At 44.0% G+C, this 18,234-nt stretch carries 23 protein-coding genes; 8 read left to right on the plus strand and 15 right to left on the minus strand.

The window, feature by feature from the left end:
- The first annotated feature begins 98 nt into the window (after positions 1 to 98).
- The gene (locus tag H8S84_RS14450) at positions 99 to 683 is read left to right on the plus strand and encodes an outer membrane beta-barrel protein (RefSeq protein ID WP_187068067.1); all 585 of its coding nucleotides are present in this window, start codon (positions 99 to 101) and stop codon (positions 681 to 683) included.
- A 111-nt stretch (positions 684 to 794) separates the two neighbouring features.
- On the opposite strand, the gene H8S84_RS14455 is transcribed toward H8S84_RS14450, so the two are convergent.
- The 5 genes from H8S84_RS14455 to H8S84_RS14475 all read right to left on the minus strand — a co-directional run bounded on the left by H8S84_RS14455 (position 795) and on the right by H8S84_RS14475 (position 4,929).
- Positions 795 to 1,427: an OmpA family protein gene (locus H8S84_RS14455; RefSeq protein WP_187068068.1), complete on the minus strand. Its 633-nt coding sequence runs from the start codon at positions 1,425 to 1,427 to the stop codon at positions 795 to 797.
- Positions 1,428 to 1,569: 142 nt separating this feature from the next.
- Positions 1,570 to 2,022 carry a hypothetical protein gene (locus H8S84_RS14460; protein WP_187068069.1) on the minus strand — a complete coding sequence of 151 codons (453 nt, stop codon included), beginning with the start codon at positions 2,020 to 2,022 and terminating at the stop codon, positions 1,570 to 1,572.
- A 22-nt stretch (positions 2,023 to 2,044) separates the two neighbouring features.
- A complete protein-coding gene (locus H8S84_RS14465) occupies positions 2,045 to 2,467 on the minus strand; it encodes an STAS/SEC14 domain-containing protein (protein WP_187068070.1) in 423 nt (140 codons plus the stop codon).
- Between the two features lie 139 nt (positions 2,468 to 2,606).
- A complete protein-coding gene (locus H8S84_RS14470) occupies positions 2,607 to 3,011 on the minus strand; it encodes a hypothetical protein (RefSeq protein WP_187068071.1) in 405 nt (134 codons plus the stop codon).
- Between the two features lie 187 nt (positions 3,012 to 3,198).
- Complete coding sequence (locus tag H8S84_RS14475; protein ID WP_187068072.1) at positions 3,199 to 4,929, minus strand: T9SS type A sorting domain-containing protein; 1,731 nt, start codon at positions 4,927 to 4,929, stop codon at positions 3,199 to 3,201.
- Between the two features lie 463 nt (positions 4,930 to 5,392).
- On the opposite strand from H8S84_RS14475, the gene H8S84_RS14480 reads away from it, so the two are divergent.
- Complete coding sequence (locus H8S84_RS14480; protein ID WP_187068073.1) at positions 5,393 to 5,779, plus strand: Hsp20/alpha crystallin family protein; 387 nt, start codon at positions 5,393 to 5,395, stop codon at positions 5,777 to 5,779.
- 49 nt (positions 5,780 to 5,828) lie between these two features.
- Here the strand turns inward: H8S84_RS14480 and H8S84_RS14485 are convergent, their stop codons facing one another.
- The 3 genes from H8S84_RS14485 to H8S84_RS14495 all read right to left on the minus strand — a co-directional run bounded on the left by H8S84_RS14485 (position 5,829) and on the right by H8S84_RS14495 (position 7,906).
- A complete protein-coding gene (locus H8S84_RS14485; RefSeq protein ID WP_187068074.1) occupies positions 5,829 to 6,098 on the minus strand; it encodes a hypothetical protein in 270 nt (89 codons plus the stop codon).
- Positions 6,099 to 6,262: 164 nt separating this feature from the next.
- A complete protein-coding gene (locus H8S84_RS14490; RefSeq protein WP_187068075.1) occupies positions 6,263 to 6,442 on the minus strand; it encodes a hypothetical protein in 180 nt (59 codons plus the stop codon).
- A 90-nt stretch (positions 6,443 to 6,532) separates the two neighbouring features.
- Positions 6,533 to 7,906 carry a serine hydrolase gene (locus H8S84_RS14495; protein ID WP_187068076.1) on the minus strand — a complete coding sequence of 458 codons (1,374 nt, stop codon included), beginning with the start codon at positions 7,904 to 7,906 and terminating at the stop codon, positions 6,533 to 6,535.
- A 981-nt stretch (positions 7,907 to 8,887) separates the two neighbouring features.
- Between H8S84_RS14495 and H8S84_RS14500 the strand changes: the two genes are divergently transcribed.
- The 4 genes from H8S84_RS14500 to H8S84_RS14515 all read left to right on the plus strand — a co-directional run bounded on the left by H8S84_RS14500 (position 8,888) and on the right by H8S84_RS14515 (position 11,343).
- On the plus strand, positions 8,888 to 9,619 hold the full coding sequence (locus H8S84_RS14500) for a hypothetical protein (RefSeq protein ID WP_187068077.1): 732 nt from the start codon (positions 8,888 to 8,890) through the stop codon (positions 9,617 to 9,619).
- A 52-nt stretch (positions 9,620 to 9,671) separates the two neighbouring features.
- The gene (locus H8S84_RS14505; protein WP_187068078.1) at positions 9,672 to 10,388 is read left to right on the plus strand and encodes an alpha/beta fold hydrolase; all 717 of its coding nucleotides are present in this window, start codon (positions 9,672 to 9,674) and stop codon (positions 10,386 to 10,388) included.
- Between the two features lie 3 nt (positions 10,389 to 10,391).
- Entirely contained in the window at positions 10,392 to 10,814 is a 423-nt protein-coding gene (locus tag H8S84_RS14510; RefSeq protein WP_187068079.1) for a septal ring lytic transglycosylase RlpA family protein, read from the plus strand.
- Positions 10,815 to 10,941: 127 nt separating this feature from the next.
- Entirely contained in the window at positions 10,942 to 11,343 is a 402-nt protein-coding gene (locus tag H8S84_RS14515; protein WP_187068080.1) for a hypothetical protein, read from the plus strand.
- Between the two features lie 35 nt (positions 11,344 to 11,378).
- On the opposite strand, the gene H8S84_RS14520 is transcribed toward H8S84_RS14515, so the two are convergent.
- The 7 genes from H8S84_RS14520 to H8S84_RS14550 form a co-directional block, all read right to left on the minus strand.
- A complete protein-coding gene (locus tag H8S84_RS14520; RefSeq protein ID WP_187068288.1) occupies positions 11,379 to 11,711 on the minus strand; it encodes a DUF962 domain-containing protein in 333 nt (110 codons plus the stop codon).
- An 84-nt stretch (positions 11,712 to 11,795) separates the two neighbouring features.
- Positions 11,796 to 12,449 carry a ZIP family metal transporter gene (locus H8S84_RS14525; RefSeq protein WP_230407192.1) on the minus strand — a complete coding sequence of 218 codons (654 nt, stop codon included), beginning with the start codon at positions 12,447 to 12,449 and terminating at the stop codon, positions 11,796 to 11,798.
- A gap of 103 nt (positions 12,450 to 12,552) precedes the next feature.
- Positions 12,553 to 13,290, minus strand: a complete 738-nt coding sequence (locus H8S84_RS14530; RefSeq protein WP_187068082.1) for an SAM-dependent methyltransferase — start codon at positions 13,288 to 13,290, stop codon at positions 12,553 to 12,555.
- Positions 13,291 to 13,459: 169 nt separating this feature from the next.
- Positions 13,460 to 13,768: a hypothetical protein gene (locus tag H8S84_RS14535; protein WP_187068083.1), complete on the minus strand. Its 309-nt coding sequence runs from the start codon at positions 13,766 to 13,768 to the stop codon at positions 13,460 to 13,462.
- A 116-nt stretch (positions 13,769 to 13,884) separates the two neighbouring features.
- Positions 13,885 to 14,472, minus strand: coding sequence for a hypothetical protein (locus H8S84_RS14540; protein ID WP_187068084.1), 588 nt, complete (start codon positions 14,470 to 14,472; stop codon positions 13,885 to 13,887).
- A 104-nt stretch (positions 14,473 to 14,576) separates the two neighbouring features.
- A complete protein-coding gene (gene nadC / locus H8S84_RS14545) occupies positions 14,577 to 15,434 on the minus strand; it encodes a carboxylating nicotinate-nucleotide diphosphorylase (protein ID WP_187068085.1) in 858 nt (285 codons plus the stop codon).
- A gap of 66 nt (positions 15,435 to 15,500) precedes the next feature.
- Entirely contained in the window at positions 15,501 to 15,899 is a 399-nt protein-coding gene (locus tag H8S84_RS14550) for a DUF4783 domain-containing protein (protein ID WP_187068086.1), read from the minus strand.
- A 210-nt stretch (positions 15,900 to 16,109) separates the two neighbouring features.
- On the opposite strand from H8S84_RS14550, the gene gpmI reads away from it, so the two are divergent.
- Positions 16,110 to 17,633: a 2,3-bisphosphoglycerate-independent phosphoglycerate mutase gene (gene gpmI / locus H8S84_RS14555; RefSeq protein WP_187068087.1), complete on the plus strand. Its 1,524-nt coding sequence runs from the start codon at positions 16,110 to 16,112 to the stop codon at positions 17,631 to 17,633.
- 4 nt (positions 17,634 to 17,637) lie between these two features.
- Positions 17,638 to 18,213 carry a hypothetical protein gene (locus H8S84_RS14560; protein WP_187068088.1) on the plus strand — a complete coding sequence of 192 codons (576 nt, stop codon included), beginning with the start codon at positions 17,638 to 17,640 and terminating at the stop codon, positions 18,211 to 18,213.
- Positions 18,214 to 18,234: the final 21 nt, after the last annotated feature.

Below are 18,234 nucleotides of genomic sequence, written 5' to 3' on the forward strand. Positions count from 1 at the left end.
AAATAACTGGCACTTAAAAACAACATATTCAAAATTTATATATGTTTGCGCCATTTATTTAAAATAGCTTAACACAAAACACGCTACACCAAAACACTATGAAAAAAATTATTATCATCATTGTTGCCATAATGGGTATCTCGTTTGGCGCAGAGGCACAAAAAGTACAGGTCGGCCTCCGGTTAGGTGGCAACTACTCTAACTTTATCGGCGCTGGCGCTGATAGCCTGGACCTGGAGGGAATCTGGGGTGGCCACGGCGGATTAATTATTACGGTTCCTATAGTTAGCAAGCATGTAGCCGTACGGTCAGATATTATCTACTCAATGAAAGGCGCCAAATCAGAAAATGATAGCTTGAACATTGATTTAGGTTATTTGGATGTACCCATAATGGGTCAGCTAATAGCAGGTCCCTTTTACTTAGAGGCAGGACCACAAATGTCTTTCAAGGTAAAAAGCGATATCAAAGACAAAGAAAACAGAGAGAACGTACAAAGCCTGGCCGATAACTTTAAGCGCACAAGCCTTAGTTATGCTGCAGGTGCAGGATTCAAAATACCGTCTATTGGTTTAGATTTTGGCGTGCGCTATAACGGCGACCTTTCCAAGCTGGTCAAAAACGTCGACAACAAAGAGTTTAGAAACTCTGTGCTGATGTTTACCACAAGTTATGGGTTTTAACAGCTTATAGTTCATCTCATATACACAACTACAACAGACAAATATTTAGATAAAAGACAAGGCCGCTGATAACCTCAGCGGCCTTGTCTTTTATCTAAATATGGTTATTGATTACATCTGCTCTCTTGTTACCACCACAACGGCTACACGGCGGTTAAGCTGGCGGCCTCTTGCAGTTTCGTTCGTGGCTCTTGGGGCTGTCTCACCCATTGCCTCTATAGAGACACGGTTAGCATCTATACCTCCCTTACTCTGCATCCAATCTTTTACAGCGTTAGCACGTTCAGCAGAAAGCTCTTTGTTGTATTCGTTTCCGGCGCGCGCATCAGCATGGCCAAAAATACGGATCTGTCCGCTCTGTGGCAGGCCCTTGATCTCATCAACTATCTGCTTCAATTTCTCTTCGCCGGCTGGTCTTATCTGAGCTTTGTCTGTATCGAACAAAAGGCGGTCATCCATGGTGTATATGTTATACTCTGTATCTGAGCGCATCTCTACTTCAGACCCTCTTAGTTCAGGATCATCCACCACAGGAGCATCCCAGTTTATACCTGCCCAAAAATCCTCTCCCACGTCTTTTATTTCGGCACCGTCTGCTTCTACTCTTCCGCGTTCGTCGTCATACATAACCGCGGTATCGGCAGTAGCTTCGCTAAGCGTATCCTTTTCAACATCTCCCTTTGGGTCGTTACAGGCAGCCATAGCTCCAAAACCCAACAACAGTAGTAGTGTGTTTTTTTTCATAGTATAAATTTTAGGTTCTATATAAAAGTACGCACTACCTACTACTTAGTTTATTATTGGTGAAGCTGAGGCATTATAAAAGAAGCGAGTGAGTGGAGGATTGACAGTTTCGCTCTATGTTACTAAACTGTATTAACAAATATTAGCGGGAAGTATTGGCAGTTCCAGAGTTACTGTGTGGCACCTCCTGTTCAATAGGCTGCTCAAGCCATTTAAGTGCCTCATTGGTATTGTTAAACTCGCTTAGCACAATGTTGCCAAGGCCACCGCTACGCTGTATCATGTTTTCTATAGCCATGCGGTTAAATAGATCTTCCGAGACGATGGTAGCCATACGGCGAAGTGGACTTTCCAGCAATTTTGGAATAAATTCCTCTACTGTCCACTGCTGATCTTGCTGGCGAATCGCCTTCATATTTCTGCGGTCAGCAAGCCAGCGCGTAAGTTTATACTTGTTTACTGTTTCCAGACTTCTCAGCACTGTTTCCCGGAACTCGTTGCTGCTCGCGAAACCTTTCCACTCACCAATTCCAAGATGCAGCTCTTTGTCTACATAGATACGGATTATATTATTTTCAAAGTATAACTCCATCATACAGTAATCTTTTTCAAAAGCACTATGCCTGCGTTGCCGCTGGTATTGGCTGTAACAACCACGTCATAGCTGTTGCTTCATCCTCAAACTCCTTTACAACCAAATCCCCTAGGTTGCCGGCTCGCTTTGTGAGTTGCTCCATGGCCATATTGTTAAAAATATCAACAGACACTATAATGGCCATCCGTCTAATAGGGCTTGCTAGAATCTTTGGCATAATCTCAATGGATGCCCACCGCAAATCGTCTTGCCTGATGGCACGCATTGTTTTCTGATCTGCCAGCCAACGGATTGTGCTATACTTATAGGCAAGCTCCATGCACAGCATGCTGTTCTCTCTGAACTCAGCACTAGATAAGAAGCCGCGCCACTCAGCTTTGCCTAAACGTTTTTCAGCATCGTAACTAAGCCTGAACCCATGGCTTTCGTAGTACAGTTCTTCCATAGAGTTACACAACCTACATATAAATATGTTGTACGCATGATTTACAGATATGTATAGCAGCAGCGCTAAAACTAAGGGGCTAGGGGAATATAAGAGGTATTGCAGAAATTCTATGCTGGCAAAACGGTAGTAGTGATTATTATACTTGCAATAAACACTCTATTGCTTCTGCCTCGGTGTTAAAATCGCGGATAATCAGGTTGGTGGTAAAGCCTTTACTACTGTCTTTTAAGAGTTCGATTGCTTCACGATTTTCTGCTGAATGAGAGGGAAGCCTTGCCATACGCACAATTGAGCCTCTAAGTATACGAGGCAGAAACACTTCTTGGCTCCAAAGTACATCAGCGGGATCGATCGCTTTCATTTTACGGTCGTCTGCAAGCCAACTGATAAGCCCAAAACGATCGATCAGGTCGAGGCACAGCAGCAAAGACTCCCGAAATTCTGATCCTTTTATATTTCCATTCCAGACAGCAGTACCTAATTTCTGGTCTTTATCATAGTATAAGCTCACAAAGGCATTCTTAAAGTATAACTCTTGCATTGCTGATCCTATTTAAAATAGTTTGAAGCTACCAGGCTCAAACTTACATTACTCTATTTGGCACACCACTTACTGTTATTGCTAATTTAAACCAGCCAGCGCCGCTACAATGGCTTTAATATTAAATACAACACAAAAAGAAAAGCCCACCTTTACCAAGCGGGCTTTTCTTTTTGTTAAACTATAACTATCGCTTTACAAAACGCAAAGTTTCGTGGTGTTCTCCGTCTGTTACAGAAACAAAGTATACTCCGTTAACTAAATCTTGCACTGGAAGCACAAGTACCTGAGCCGGCTCCACTGCAAGCTGCTTAACAGCTTTTCCTGTAGCATCTATTACCTGAACCTGTATTGTTCCTTTGTATCCGGCAAAATCAATGTTAACTACATCTGTGGCCGCAGTAGGATACAACTTACTTTTCGGAGCAATAGCCATACTACCAGCCATTTCCACAGCCACAATATTTGAATAGGTTGATTTTCCGTCGAAATCAGTCTGAAGCAATCGGTAATAGTTTACACCTGCACCTGGGGTTTGATCGGTAAAAGTATAGTTTAGTTTAGAGCTACTGTTACCAGCGCCAGCAACTGTGCCTATTTTTTTGAAGGCTTTGCCATCCTGGCTATGTTCAACATCAAAGTGCTTGTTATTCTTTTCGGTTGCAGTGCTCCAGTTTAGCTTTGCTGTGTTATCCAGTGCCGCACCCCTAAAGGATATAAGCTCTACAGGCAGTGAACTGATGGTCATCTCATTTCTCCAGCTCAGGTTGTGGATAGCAATTCCCTGGCGCCCGTTGCTGTTGCGAACCTGGGAGTCGTTGCGGTACTCTATTACCACGCGCGTAACCGGCTCTGAGAAAGTAATCACTACATCGCCTTCGGCAGAAGTATTATCATTTGTGATAAGGCCGGAAAAAGCAGTAGGAGCCGTAGAGGTAAACTGGTTATAAGACGTAGTTTTAACTTTGCTCTTCTTAAGCTGCACCGCTACACCATTGTTATAGCCTACAATATTTATCCTATCCTTAAACTGATCAGTTGCAATATCCACATCGAAAAGTGTAAATGAAAGATCCCTTACTGCCTTGTCTAAGCTTAGTTGTATTGTGGAGCCTGTGGTGGCAGTAGCACCAGTCTGTATCAGGGCGAAAGATTTTGTACCAGCCTTAAAATTAGTATTATCGACTTTAGACACCTCAAAGCTTACGTCTGAGCTCATAGCTACAGACCAACGCATAGTAACACCATCCACAACATAAGGTGAAGTAGAAGTAGGACCAGACACTAGGAAAGGGTTTTCATCTAGCGGACGGTTTGCCCAATTAAATGTAGAATATCCCTCAGTTAGTGTTCCTGTAAGAGTTACATCATCTACAGCATAATATGGGTTAGAGTCTCCGTTGTTTTTTGTGTAAACAATTTCGATGTCGATTCGAACGTCGTCATATCCCAATGCGGCTTGAGGCAATTGAATTGGTGTGCCGCCATTTACATGGTTCCACTGGCTATTTACAGTATTAGTGGTAGTATAAAACTCATGTCTTGTGGCGCCGCCATCAACACTATAATAAGCTTTAACAGGCTCTGTGAGGGCAGAATTGACTTTACGCGGATTTCTATATTGCTGCCAGGTTATAAAAAGGCTGCTAATGTTCTTTGTTGATATTGATTCGCGCAGTATCAGCGTTTTGGTAGCTGTTGTAACCGCATTATCGGTGCGGGCATACTTTTCTTTAGAAGAAAATGAAAGTGTACTTACTGCGGCATCATTTGCAGGAGCTATTACCCAAGCACCAGTTACGTTTGTCCAAACGCCGGTTATTTCGCCGCTAAAGTTCTCATGGTGGACAATCGTTTGAGCGGAAGCTCCAAACACAACAATTAAAGAAAGAATAATAGAGAGGTAAATGTTTTTCATACTGTACTACACTGAGTTGTTTGCCCAGTATGAAATAAATATGCCATAAATCGTATGTCCGGTGTTAATCTGTCAAAGGCATAAATATGAGATCAAATATATTTGATTATCAACATGTTAAAAGCACAAAAAATTTAACTGGATTGGTAGTATAGTTTAATTGCTACCATGTATTGTTTCCCAAAAATGGAATAATGTGTTATAATTTGGAAAATTTATATCGACAACGCTGTTCAAAATTATAGTTTAAGTATAGCTACGCTTGATTCAAAGTCGAATATTAACAGCTATCCCCCCATCCCAAACTGTAATCGTTGGTAGCTCAATCAATTGAAGTTATCTCCGTTTGAAGCTGTATATGCCTATAGCAAACAACATTTGGCTGATATGTGTTGTATTAACACGGATTGGTTTGGCACCTGATTTGCAATAAGATAAGTAGAAAAAAAGAGGAGAAAGACAAATGAAGCGATTTAATAACAAGGATTTTCTACATACTATCGCCCTGCATCTGGATCTGTTTAATACCATAGGAGGCGGCGTTAGCAAAACTTATGCACGCGTAAAAAAAGAGCAAGAGAGTGCCGTGATTGAAGTATGGGCAGCGGGTGTAAATCCAGAACTGTTTAAAGTAGTTTTGCGCCGGAATACCTTAACGGTTAATTCTGTTTTAACAAGTGATCATAGCCCCAACGTAACTGTGCCAATATTTAGCCGCACCTTTATTCTGCCACCAATTGTAGATCTTAATCAGATTGAGGCATTGTACCAGGATGGCAAATTGCGCATTAAGTTACCTTACCATGAAGCTGCCGATAGACCGAGGGAGATAGAAATTAAGCAATTATAACGCAAAGGGCACCACACATGTGGTGCCCTTTGCGTTTAGGGTATTTAACTTAGTTATCTGTTGGCTTAAATTTAGCTTTAATGATAGAGGTAAGAAAGTCGTGTACCTCTACGGTTTCCTTATCATAAACAAATGTATTATAAGAGTCTGCTGATGTCTGCTCAATTTTGCAGCCATTCTCGATCATCATAAATATCAGCTCTCGCAAACGGTAGGGGTGGCCTGCAATATTTATTACGCATTCCATATCATTACTCTCCACGCGCAGAAACATGTGCTGCACATGGTTTACATCCGACATTACTTCCTGATTAGACATAGGCTTTACACTTTGGCTATAAATATAAACCTGTTACTGCCAAAAAAGTGCCACTTTGGCGGCGCAAATCAAGCCTCAGCATAAAAACCTTACTTTGTTTCTGCTTATACTTTGATGAGTACAACGTGCTTTAGTACGCCCCATAGCTTAAGCTTGAAAGTATACTATCGGCGAGGGTGTTCTTTACGCCAGCCTACAACAAATACAATTACCCAAACCGGATACAGTGGCGAAAGCACAGACGCTAAATAAGGATCTACGGCGAACATAAGTATAACCTGAAGCAGGAATGTAATGGCAGCTCCTATAATTGCTATCTTATAATATCGGTTTTGCCAGTTCATAGTAGCCTATACGGGATGCGTATAAAAAAAATGCGGGAGGGCCATGTAACTGGCCCTCCCGCAATGTATAAATGCTAATTGCCTTTATACTTAGTTTACTCTCATAGCTGGCATGGCTTTGCCACCATGGTGCATGTACATTTTGGCTATCTGACCGTTCTCATCTTTCTCGAATGTAACCAGTGCCGGAGCCACTTTTACAAAGAACTTGTCTTCTGCCTCCGGGAAAATTTGGAATCTGTCCTGGCCTGGCACCTCTACAAACAGCTGATCTCCCGATGCCTTAACAATAAAGGACATTTTAGGCGCCACTTGGTACTCTCCTGCATACTTGGCAAGCTGTGCGGCACTCATCTTTATCATAGTGCGTGCAACCGGCATCTGATATTTGTCTCCTAATACAATGGCTGTAATATCTCGCGAAATAGGACCGTTTACTTGCTGCGACTCATAGTTGCTCAAGATAGTTATAGTCATCTCTCGCTCCGGGATTCTGATAAAGTTCGCTTTGAAGCCGTTTATAGCTCCGCTGTGGCTAATCCTTAGTTGCTTACTTACAGAGTCAATTACCCAGCCATAGCCATAGTTGTTTTTAACCGGCGTGTACATCTGCTTCTTAGACGCTTGGTTTAAAAGCTTGTCTCCTCTAAGTGCTGCATCAAACTTTGCCAGATCGGCACTAGTACTGTACATAGCGCCGGCGGCATGGCACCAGCTCATATCGATATATTTTGCAAGCTCACGCTCAGCCCCGTCGTGGTTATAGCCTAGTGCCATACCAGCTATTGGTTTGCTAAACTCAAGGCCAGTAGAGCGCATCTTCAAAGGCTTCAATATCTGCTGGTAAAGCACCTTCTCGTATGGCTTTTTCGTCACCTTTTCGATTATCTGTGCCAGCACTATAAACCCGGAGCTGCTATACCTCCACTTAGTTCCCGGCTCAAACTCCAGCGGCATGTCTTTTACAAGTGCCAGGATATCATTTGTTGTAGCAGGCTTTGTGTTTACATCCTGCCAGTGGTTCACAAAATCAGGAATGCCGGCTGTGTTGGAAAGCAATTGGTGTAAAGTTATCTTCTCGCCATTTGGGAAGTCTGGCAGGTACTTGCTTACTTTATCCTGCACATTTAGTTTACCCTGCTCCTGCAGTTGCATTACCATTACAGCTGTAAAAGATTTAGTAACAGAGCCTATTCTGTACTTCACTTCCGGGCTGTTGGCTATACCTTTTTCATAATCGGCCATGCCAAAGCCTTTGCCATAAACAGGCTGGCCTTTTTCGGTAACTACCACTGTGCCACTAAATGTGCCTTGTTTCAGATGTGTGTTGAGGTACTGATCTAAGTTGGCTGCAAAAGTTTGCTGAGCATTTACCTTAGCACTAACAAAAGATAGCGCCAGTAGTACCAGTAAGGCGGTGCCGCGATACCAGTTCGTTAAATTGGAAGTTGATTTCTTTTTCATAGTTTTATTTTTCAAAATGTTATATCCTTTAAATGAATAACTTAAGACAAAACTATGCATGCTTACGCTCGGGTGCAATACCCTGATCTGGCAACATGTATGAACTTATAAAGCGGAGGGATGAACGTGCAAAGTATAGGGACAAGTGAAGGGCAAAAAAATACCCGGCTTCTCTTAAGGCCGGGTATTCATTAATCTAAAAGCTTCTGCTCTTGATATATCTTTCTCAACAATCAAGGGCGGATCATCGTCTTTAGCTACAACCAATGTATAGTGGTTGTCTTTATCCTGGTAATATATAAGCGTTGTCAGGTCTTCGTATCCAATACTGAAGATCTTTCTCGGCTCATGCTTGTACCTATATTTATAATTATCTAATTTTATATTCCTCAATAACCTCATATTCCAACACCTTTCTGGTATTTTAACGGCACAAAGGCAGCTTAATGTTTCAATTCTTAGAGTTGTACAATGCTTTTCTTGCTATCATTATAACATTGATGCATAGTATTTTAAATCTGAATATTTAAATTTATCTCTAACATATAAGATAGTAACTGCTTGATGCAGCACCACATTATAGATTAATATCTATAGTAGCTGCTGAGCAACACCATACTTTAAAAGTAAAACTATGAGCAACAGCGGAAAGTACAGTTGGCTTGTTTGGTTGTTATATTTTATCATTTTCGAGACAATAGTATTTTTGGGGCTGCAGTGGCTATTATTGGATGTAGGCATTAGCAACCAGTATCAGGCTGAGAATACCATAGTGCCTAACTGGGTAAAAGCTGTTATATTTATACTGCTATACATTTTGTGCCTCTTGTTCGTTGTTATGCTGATAAGCAGTTTTGTGCCCAGCAAACATAGGGGCCAGTTAATGCGTTGGGTATACTTAGCGTTACTCGGAATGGCGGTTATGCTGTTCTTTTTGTTTTAACCTTACCGGCCAGGAACTGCCGGCTGTTTAGATAACCAATGAAAAAATTAATTTATCTGCTAACCTTCTGCTTGGCAGCAAGCTTTTCTGCAAACGCTCAGCGGGGAGAAATAGAGAGTACACGCCAGGGGCGCTTCTTTATAAAGCAGCAGAACGGACAGATTGTCTATGCCAATAAAATTCAACTGAAGTCGCCGCTGTTTAAACAGAACCACTTTTTGCTGGATGACTCCCTGAAGTATAACCCAACTACAGTAGCCGCCTTTCAAAATGAGCAAGGCTATTTTGCCCGTGTAGACTACGGCAACAGCTATGACGACTTCGCCAAACGTGTGCTCGACGGACCGCGCATTGATAAATTTTATACATCGCGCACTGTTTATGACTATGGGTATGGGTACAGCCCCTATGACTTTGGAGGACCGCGCACTAGCCGTCGCCGTATTAATTTCTTCTCTAAAGACGACGGTCCCCTCTACCTGATGGACTATAACAACCTGCGCGATGCCCTGGCAGATAACGCAGCAAGTTTGCAGATATTACAACAGTATCGCCGCAACAAGGTAATTAACACAGGTGTGTCTATTGTAGGTGCCGGATTACTGGCGATTGGCTCGCTTTCAACTATAAACAATGCACAAAGCTCTGGTGTTTCGCCGCTGGTTTATGCCGGAGGAGGTATACTTGGAGCGCAGTTTGTGATTAACCTGTTCCAGAAGGACAAGCTGACACAGGCTATGGAAGTATATAATTACCAGGTGCAGCAGTAAATCATCACAAGTATAAGCTATCTCCAACAACCACTGTTACAGTAACAGACCAATGGATAACCTTTTGCTACTACACGGAGCCTTAGGCTCGGCGGCCACACTAAACCCTATAAAACAGGCGCTGCAGGATAAATATAATGTCTATACTCTAGATTTCTCGGGGCACGGGGGCTTAGCCATTCCGGATGAGCCTTACAGCATGCAGCTTTTTTCTAATGATATAAAGGAGTTGCTTGACAAAGAGGGTATTGAGCAGGCACATATCTTCGGCTACAGCATGGGTGGCTATGCAGCTTTATACTTTGCGTTACAGTACCCGAACCGTGTAAGCAGTATTTTTACGTTGGCCACTAAGTTTGCCTGGTCACCGGAGGCTGCTGAAAAGGAAAGCAAGATGCTAAACCCGGAGAAGATAGAGCAGAAGGTGCCGGCTTTTGCCCAGACATTAACCCAACGCCACTCGCCACAAGACTGGAAACAGGTTATGTTAAAAACTGCTGAAATGATGCATCAACTAGGAGCAGCACCTGCTCTTACCTCAGAGAACCTTCCGCAACTGCATATACCTGTTTGTGTGGGTGTAGGCGACAAAGACAATATGGTGACAGTAGAGGAGACGCTGTGGGCTTACAGGCTGTTGCCTAATGCCAGCATGCTTGTTTTACCAGACACCCGCCACCCCCTCGAAACAGTGTCCGTAGCCAGAATAACTTCAGAAATAGAACAATTTACCGGCAGCAAAACACTGCATGCCCTTAGCACACCTTAACTCATGACTTTTTACCCTTTTAGCCAGATCTGCAACAACTTTAAGTATACTTTTATACTTGTAGCCTTTTCTCTAAGTATAAGTTCTTGTGCCAGCTCCTCTGCCGAATTTGGCAAACGTGGCTATACCGAAGAGGGCAAAGCATCTTATTACAGCCGAAAACTACAGGGCCGTAAAATGGCAAACGGAGAACCCTACAGAAGGGGAAAATTGACTGCAGCGCATAAAACACTGCCATTTGGTACAAAAGTTAAAGTAACCAACCTGCAGACGAATCAAACAGTTAAGGTGAAGATTACAGACAGAGGACCTTATGCCAAGGGCAGAATAGTTGACCTTTCGGAGGCTGCTGCTAAGAAAATTGGCTCTGTTAAAGCAGGAGTGGTGCCAGTAAAGATGAAAGTTGTGAAGCCTGCCGCTAAATAGGTTAGCAAGTATACTATCAGCAGCACAACAAACAGTTATTTCAGCCGTTAACCATAACAAAGAGTATATTCTACAAATTATCCTACTGATTTTTTGATTTTTACACAATTTGCAGTTACATTTGAGCATGAGAAAACTGTGGCAACCTGTACGAGAATTTTTGCCTATAGCAGCCATATTACTGCTATGCTTAATTGTTGTGCCAGTAGCCCAGGCAAATGGTAACGGAAACGGAAATGGTAGCAACGGTGCTACTACAGCCACTGTTCAGCAAAATACCACTCCTGCCACTACTACTACAGCAGCTTCTGCAGAAACAGCCAAGGTAGCCAAAGCTAAGCCTAAGGCACCTGCCACGAAGCCGCAAAACAAGTCTGTTTTGGATACAGAGGTATTAGATAGCCCTATTGGTTACTTCAAGAAAGCCTTTACTTCAGAAGAAGATGAAGCTGATGCTACTGCCAACAACGGCGCTGTAATGATCACAGTGAAGGCACTTATTGCTACGCTGCTCTCCACTATTATGTAATCCACTCTTTGCTGGTTATCTAAAAGCAGGCTGATTTACTTGGTACTGCTCCTAAACTTTTGCTTCCCGCACAGTATATCGAAGAATAGCTTGAAGTCTGATGCCAGGCTATAGAACGGGTACTTGAATGTAGCAGGCTTGTTACGCTCAAAAAAGAAGTGTCCTACCCAAGCAAAACCATACCCGATCACAGGCACCAGCAACAGCCATTTATACTCCCCGAGTACAACAGCAGCTATTGCTACCAGAATTAGAAGCCCTGTGCCAATAAAATGCAGTACCCTGCTAGTTGTGTTCTGATGCTCCGACAGGTAGTATGGGTAGAACTCTCTCAGCGAATTATAGCGTTGTGGGGCAGGTTTAGCCATTATTTTACTCATTTTATACTTGCTTAAACTACTTATAAGTAAGTATAAAATCAAGCTATGAGGTGCTTCCTAATAGAAACAAGGCTAAATAAAATCGCTGAGTATGGCCAGTACCAAGCCCAATAAGGTAGCTACAAGTTTATTGCGGTTAAAATGGTGGTCCGGGCTCGACTCGAATAGGATGGTAGTGGAAATATGTAGGAAGTTGCCAGCAACCAGGCCTGTAAGCGCTGTGTATACCAATCCATCCGGGGCTTCCTGTGCCAATATGGTGTTGCTGAAGGCAATACCCAGCGGAGATCCCAATGCAAAGATCAGAAGCCACAGAAACGCTTTACGTAAATTCTCTAACCGCGACAGCAGCACCGACATTAAGGCAAAAGCAGCCGGAATGTGGTGCAGTGTGATTCCCAAAAGCACCAAATAAAAGTTATCGTTGGAATGGTGGCCTTGGTCTGCAGTGCCGTAACGGTGCTCTACCAGTATACTTCCCTCCAGAAAGGAGTGCACAAACAAGGAACCCAACAGCAGGAACGGCAGAGAGCCTACTCTATCCTCGTGATGATGCATATGCCCGTGCTCTACGCCATGGGAGAACAACTCTAGGATAAGCTGCAGAAAAAAACCAGCCAGCACCCAATAGCCAACGCCGTAGCCGCTGCTGTTGCTTAGCACATCGGGCAGCAGATGAATGATGGTGATAGTGAACAGATAGGAACCGCTGAATGCCAGCGCCATCTTTAGCCACTTTATATTAGTAGGAGGGAATATCTTTACTAGGAACCCTGATAGGATAACAGTAAAAAACAAAACAGGTATCGCTATGATCATCAGGTGAGCGTTATTTCTTTAACACAAAGATCATCCGATCGCTTTGCTCTCGGTCATACTTATTAAGCTCATAGTCTCCAAGAATCTCCACTAAACGCAGCTGCGTCATTTTAAAATACTCTATAAAGTCTTCTTCGCGCAAGGCCCGCACCCGTTCCTGAAACATATACTCTTTCCCGTTGTCCGAGAAGGTAATCGTCTTAACAATAAAGTCGTGCTCCAGGCCGCGATGTATCTTAAAGTTAATCCCCTGTACCTCCTTCTCCTCGTCTGTTACCAGGTTAGCTATAACTTTATCGGTATTCATGAAATCGATTACTAGTTTGCCGCCATGCTGCAGGCTTTCTGTTGTAGCTAAAAGCGCCACCACATTTTCGGTTTCGTTTTCGAAATAACCAAAGCTGGTAAAAAGATTAAGTATAAAGTCGAAGCCCTCTGTTTTATATACCTGCCGCATGTCGTGCACATCAAATTGCAGACGCTCGTTCTCGTATTGTTTGGCGTAGGCTATACTTTGCTCCGACAGGTCAATACCTGTTACATCGTAACCTTTTCTGTTCAGGTATAATGAGTGGCGGCCTTTGCCGCAAGCCAGATCCAGTATCTTTTCGTGGTGCTTTGGATGGAGGTATGCCAACAGGTTATCCATGAACTGCTGCGCCTCTTCCAGGTCGCGGTCTTGGTATAAGATGTGGTAGTACGGCGAATCAAACCAAGTACTAAACCATTCTACTTCCTGTTGTGCCATTTGAGCTAAAAGCAATTGAGTTGCAAATATACTTTAATTTGCCTAAATCCGGCTATACGTAACCAAGCTTAGCTGGTGTTCGGGCACCTGCAGCAAACAATAGGTGCCATAAAAAAAGCCTGCCGTTGCTAGGTATAAAGCAACGGCAGGCTTTATCAGCAGATTTAGATTACTGCTTTGTAGCGCCTGCTTCCGTGTTTGTTTCAGTTACCTCCAGCACGCTATCTCCCTTCTGAATGGTGTTACCGCCAAGGTCGTGGTTTGGCATTACCTGTTCTTTATCTGCTGGGGCCTGCACAGCTCCACCAGCAGCTATCTCTGGATCGCCGGCATCGCTTACATTGAAAGTACTGCGTGTACCTGGCTCTACCATGTCAGCAGACACTTTTTCGCCCGGTCTCAGGTCTTTTGGAGTGTCGCAAGATGCCATAAACAAACCACAAACTGCGGCAAAAACTGCTATTACGTTCTTATTCATTTTTGTACGATTTTATACTTATGTTATAGTTACTCCGCCCAAGCTAATCCAGGCAAAGCATTATCTATTAATTATTTACGATGATTTTGTTGGCTTTGGTTATGGTATTACTGTTGTTAAGCTATCAGGCTCTTACGACGCAGTATGTTATCCATCAGCTTTAGGTCGTTCTGGCTGTTAAATATCTTGTAAGGCAAGTATATAAAAACCGGAACCTCAAATGTGCGCGCTAACCAGCCTTTCCAGCCAGTAGGCATCTGAGAGCCTGTTGGCGGCTTCAGCCAAAGCAGATAGGCCTCGTCGCTGCGCTGCACTTTCTTAATCATGTCCCAGGTCATGGTCATGCCTTCACGCTCATTGCGCTTCATTAATATCTGGCGGTTATCAATGTCGTAGTGCAGTTTTTCGAACAATACATTGCCCTGCTCTATGCGGGTGATACCCATTACCTGCGCTGAACGCACCAGTACAAAAAGTATAGTCATGATAACGGCTAACGCTACCCACCACCACGAGAAACTGAAAATGGCCGGCAACATAAAAATTGTAAGCGGAATTAAGATGTACCACCACTCTTTCTTCCAGACTTGTGTTACAGCAATGCGTGTAAACAAGTCTTTGTCCATCTGGTACTTTTTTGTTCTGATGGCGCCAGGGGCTGGTCCCTGTGGCGCTCTAAAACCTCTTTGGTTTGGTTGCTGCATAAAAAATAAAGTAAAATTCTCTGTTCTGCCTACTCTCCGGCCATGCCTTTTAAGAGAATGTCAGGTAATTAAAGTGCTGCTATACCAGCAGTATCAAGTTTATACTAATAAGCTTTTAGGCTCAAATCCATGCTTTTGATAGAGTGTGTTAAAGCACCCACCGAAATATAATCCACGCCACACTCGGCCACGGCACGTATGGTTTGCTCTGTTATGCCTCCGGATGCCTCTGTTTCGTACTCTCCTCCGATCATGGCAACAGCCTCACGCATCATGTCAGGTGTCATGTTATCGAGCATAATGCGGTGTATGCCTCCTGTTTCAATTGCCTGCCTTACCTCATCCAGGTTTCGTGTTTCTACCTCTATCTTCAGGTCTTTGCCTTTTTCTTTCAGGTAGCGCTGTGTAGCCTCTATAGCCTCTCGAATACCACCGGCATAGTCCACATGGTTATCCTTTAGGATGATCATATCGAACAAGCCAAAACGGTGGTTGTGACCGCCGCCTATCAAAACAGCCCATTTCTCCATAATGCGGAAGTTAGGAGTTGTTTTGCGAGTATCCAGTAGCTTGGCACCGGTACCTTCTATTAGACTAGTTAAGTACCGGGTATAGGTGGCAATACCGCTCATGCGTTGCATGCAGTTCAGCACCAATCTTTCTGCTGTAAGTATAGATTGTGCCTTGCCTTTTACAGTAAGGGCCACATCGCCATATTTTACCTGAGCACCGTCCTGCAACAGCACCTCAACGCTAAGATCCGGGTCTACGGCACTAAATATGTAACCGGCCAGCTCCACGCCTGCCAGTATGCCCTCGCCCTTTACCAGCAGGCGCGCCTGGTTTTGCGCATCGGCAGGTATCGAGGCCAGCGAAGAGTGATCTCCGTCGCCAATATCCTCGGCTAAGGCCAACGAGATAAACTCGTTTATACTTTTTTCGGTTAGGTATGTCGGTTTCACGGCACAAAAATAAAAAAAGGCTCGGAGTTTATACCGAGCCTTCCTAAAAATCTCATTATTATCTGCTTAATCTTTTATAAAGTTCATCGATTGTATCTTAGAATCCTTCACACGGACAAGTACCGTATAGGTCCCGTTTTTGGAAGTATAAGAGCCGATGGCATAGCGCTGGCCTTTATCTGATGTACCCTGGTGGCTAATAGAAAAATCTGCCGGAGGGTTTTTGCTAAAGAAATTCTTCATCACAAACTCTGCTTGCGTGCTACTGTAACTGGTGGCATCACCGCCTTCTAATGTGATTTCCACCACATTGCTAAAGTTGCGCGCCAAATCTTTAGACGAACCTGCCTTTATCGCAGACTTAACGCCTCCCATTACATCGCTCTGCGCTACGGCCTGCTCTGCTGTAAAAAATACAGCCAATAACAACGAAAATACTACCGCAATTTGTTTTAAATTTTTCATAAATCCTGTTTGTGATCTCGCCTTTGTAATAGCTAAAACTATGCCAAGTACTGGCGCAGGCATTAAACAATGCTAAGTTAGCACGAATATCTAAATATTGAAAAAGGAAGCCCACTTACATTTTTGTTTACGAAGCGTTTAAGCCTGAAAACGACTGCCACAACCTTTGTAGCAGGGGCTGCTTTTAAAGATTATACTTATATTTGTGTTATGGATAAAAAGGTACTTTTAGTCATTTTGGATGGGTGGGGAATTAGCACCACTCCGGAGGCTTCAGCGATATTAAAAGCAAACACCCCTTACATAGATTCTATTCTGGAAAAGTATCCTAACACCTACCTGGATGCATCCGGGGAGGCAGTTGGTTTGCCAGAGGGGCAGATGGGCAATTCGGAGGTAGGACACATGAACATTGGTGCCGGCCGCGTAGTGTACCAGGATCTGGTGCGCATAAACAAAGCCATTGCAGAGCGTAAATTAGCTACTATGCCCGTGCTTGCCGATGCCTACACTTATGCCAAAGAAAACAAGAAGCCTGTTCACCTGATCGGCCTTTTATCCGACGGCGGCGTGCACTCGCACATCGACCACCTGAAAGCGCTTTGCTCTGTTGCCGCAGACCATGAACTGCAGCAAGTATACATTCATGCCTTTACCGATGGCCGCGACACAGACCCAAAGGGTGGTGTAAAGTATATCAACGAGTTGGAGCAGCACCTGGAGAAAACCACCGGCAGTATTGCCTCAATCGTTGGTCGCTACTATGCTATGGACCGCGACAACCGCTGGGAGCGTGTAAAACTGGCCTACGACCTGATGGTGAAAGGAAATGGCAAGCCTTCGCAAAACCTGATACAGTCGGTGCTGGAGTCTTACAAAGATGGCGTTACCGATGAATTTATCAAGCCTATTGTAAAAGTAAACGACGAGCAGCAGCCAATTGCTACCATACAGGAAGGCGATGTGGTGATCTGCTTTAACTTCAGGACTGACCGTGGCCGCGAGATTACGCAAGCCCTTACGCAGCGTGACTTTCCGGAGCAGGACATGCACAAGCTAAACCTGCGCTACATCACCATGACCAACTACGACGATACGTTTGTGGGCGTAGAGGCTATATTCGAAAAAGACAACCTGAACAACACATTGGGTGAGGTGATTGCGAAAGCTGGCAGAAAACAAATCCGTATAGCTGAAACCGAGAAGTACCCACATGTAACGTTCTTCTTCTCTGGTGGCCGCGAACAGCAGTTTGAAGGCGAGAATCGCCTGCTGTGCCCATCACCGAAGGTAGCCACTTACGACCTGCAACCCGAAATGAGCGCCTACGATATTCGCGATGCCATTGTGCCGGAACTAGAGCAGAAATCAGCTGACTTTATATGCCTGAACTTTGCCAACCCCGACATGGTGGGCCACACTGGTGTGTTTGAAGCAGCAGTAAAAGCTTGTGAGGTGGTAGATGAATGCGCTGAAAAGGTCATTACCACTGCCTTAGCCAACGGTTATGACATTATTGTGATAGCCGACCATGGCAATGCCGACATGATGATCAACCCTGATGGAACACCGAACACAGCGCATACGACGAACCTTGTGCCATGCATTTTGGTAAGCAACGACTTTAACGGCAAACTGCACTCAGGCAAGCTAGGGGATCTGGCGCCAACTATTCTGCAATTGATGGGTATAGAAAAGCCATCCGACATGACCGGAGAAACTCTGATAGACTAAAACGATGGCAAAGTATAGCGCAGGCATATTACTGGTAGTGCTGCTGGCTTTCACAGCCTGTGAGCGCCCTACACCTCCGGCAGTTAACGAGGACGGTGCGGCCTATGACCTGACACAGTACCTGCAAGAGCAGAAAGCTCGTATGCAGGCTCAGAAGCCAATGGTGCTCAAGACTGTTACCACCGAAAACAAGCCTTCCGAAACTGTAGAAACTGACGAGATAAACTGGGAGGATGAACTATCGGTATTTGAGCAGCTGGACCTGAACAAGCCTACGTTGGCAGAGTATTATACCAAAGAGGTATTTGAGCTGGAAAGCGGCGGCTACGCGGTAGAGTATAAAAAGCTAGAGGAAAGCGAACCTTTGGTACACTACCTTTACCTTTCTTTTGCCCCCAATCGGCAACTTATGGAAGTAAATGCTATACTTCAGGATCAAAACCCGCTGTTCTTCTCCCGCCGGAAAGTACAGTTGCAAGCTGAACCAGGCACAGGTAACATCTCCAGCTACAGCATAAAAGGTGTGCAAAAACTTATCTTCAGTGATTCGCTTCATTACAAAGTAGACGCTAATCTATAGCCGAAAACAAATCTTTACCTG

This window comes from Pontibacter cellulosilyticus (assembly GCF_014306105.1).
Classification (GTDB): Bacteria; Bacteroidota; Bacteroidia; order Cytophagales; family Hymenobacteraceae; genus Pontibacter; species Pontibacter cellulosilyticus.